The 1,814-nt window shown below is 39.4% G+C and carries 1 protein-coding gene; it reads right to left on the reverse strand.

Annotated elements, in window-relative coordinates; genetic code table 11:
• Positions 1–8 precede the first annotated feature (8 nt).
• Positions 9–1,319, reverse strand: a complete 1,311-nt coding sequence (gene der, locus ACOVO2_RS04655) for a ribosome biogenesis GTPase Der (protein WP_421768844.1) — start codon at positions 1,317–1,319, stop codon at positions 9–11.
• Between the last annotated feature and the right edge of the window lie 495 nt (positions 1,320–1,814).

A 1,814-nucleotide genomic window follows, 5' to 3' on the forward strand; every position in this document is an offset into this window, starting at 1 on the left:
AACCAAACTTACTTCGCTCTAAAAAATACCGTAATAGCCACGCCCTCAAAACCGAAGTTTTCACGGAGTTTGTTTTGCAAGAAACGAGAATAAGATTCCTGTACGTATTGCGGTAAATTACAGAAGAAAATAAAAGTTGGTGAAGGTGTAGGCACTTGCACACAATATTTTATTTTGATTTGCTTACCTTTCAACATCGGTGGTGGCGTACGCTCGATAATCGGCAACATCACCTCGTTGAGTCTTGAAGTCGTAATTTTCTGAGTTTTATTCTCATAAACCTCCATTACTTTTTCAATCACTTGGAAAATACGCTGTTTTTCAATTACCGAAGCAAAAATAACGGGCATATAATTCATCGGAGCTAATCTTTCTAAGATTGCTTTCTTCATGGTATCGGCCGTTTTCGAGTCTTTCTCCACCAAATCCCACTTATTTACCATCAACACAATGGCTTTTTTAGCGTTGTGAGCGTGACCAATGATGCTAATATCCTGCATTTCTAAGCCCACCGAAGCATCAATCAAAACCAAACAAACATCTGAGTTTTCGAGTGCTTTTACTGAGCGGAGTGTTGAATAAAACTCAATATTTTCCTGTACTTTGGCTTTCTTACGAATACCCGCCGTATCAGTCAAAATAAAATCTTTTCCGAAGAGTTTATAGTGTGTATCAATCGCATCACGGGTTGTGCCAGCCATGCTGTTTACGATACTTCTATCTTTGCCTGTCAAGGCATTCAAGAAAGAAGATTTTCCAACATTCGGACGACCCAAAATCGCAATTCTCGGAATACCCGCATCTGGATTTTCTACGCCCTCATCATCAAAATTCTTTACAACAGCATCGAGTAATTCTCCAGTTCCGCTACCATCAGCAGCCGAAATCGGGAAAATCTCCTCGCCCAAACCCATTGCATAAAACTCAGCGGCAGTCTGATGACGCTCGAAGGTTTCGGCTTTATTGGCCACTACATAAACGGGTTTTTTAGAACGACGCAAAACATTGGCAAAGTCATTATCTAAATCGGTCAAACCAGTCATGGTATCAACCACAAACAAAATAACAGTCGATTCTTCGATAGCTATCTCGACTTGCTCACGAATAGCCGCCTCGAAAGTATCTTCCGACCCAACTACATAGCCACCAGTATCAATAACTGTGAAAAATTTTTCAGTCCAAACCGCTTGTCCGTAATGACGGTCACGGGTTACGCCAGGCATATTATCGGTGATGGCCACACGGCTCTCGATAAGGCGATTAAAAAGAGTAGATTTGCCGACATTCGGTCGGCCTACGATTGCAACAATATTTGCCATAAAAAATCAGTAAACGGTTATCGTTTTTGAAACAATAAACAGTGATTCTCTTTAGTCGATGGTCAACGGTCGATAGTTTTTCCGTTAAATATTTGTCATAAACATCAGAGAACTGTAAAAAAATAAGAAAACTTAGCCCATTTTCGAGAAATTATAGATTTGGAAAAACAAAGTGCAAGATTGCCCTTCAATCAAACTTCTAAGGTGCTGTCAAATGGGGTGCAAAGGTACAAAAAAATATGCAGAAAACTATTGATTATCAGCAAGATAGCTTCTTTAGTTATTTTAGACTCGCAATTTTTACTCGTTTTTTACCACAGAGGCACAGATTTCAAGACTTTCACAGAGATTATTTTTGTTTTTCTCCGTGTAAATTTGTGAAATCGCAGCGGCTCTTAGATTTGTGTGATATAATTTTTCCAAAATGGACATTCACGATTTAAAACAAACCTTGGATATCTTGCCACGAAATCAGACCTATGGCCACAACGGCCA

It is taken from the genome of Emticicia sp. (assembly GCF_049241225.1).
GTDB lineage: Bacteria > Bacteroidota > Bacteroidia > Cytophagales > Spirosomataceae > Emticicia.

Bases quoted from the DNA above. Each gene is read 5' to 3' on its own strand.
- der (WP_421768844.1), bottom strand. From the start codon at position 1,319: ATGGCAAATATTGTTGCAATCGTAGGCCGACCGAATGTCGGCAAATCT.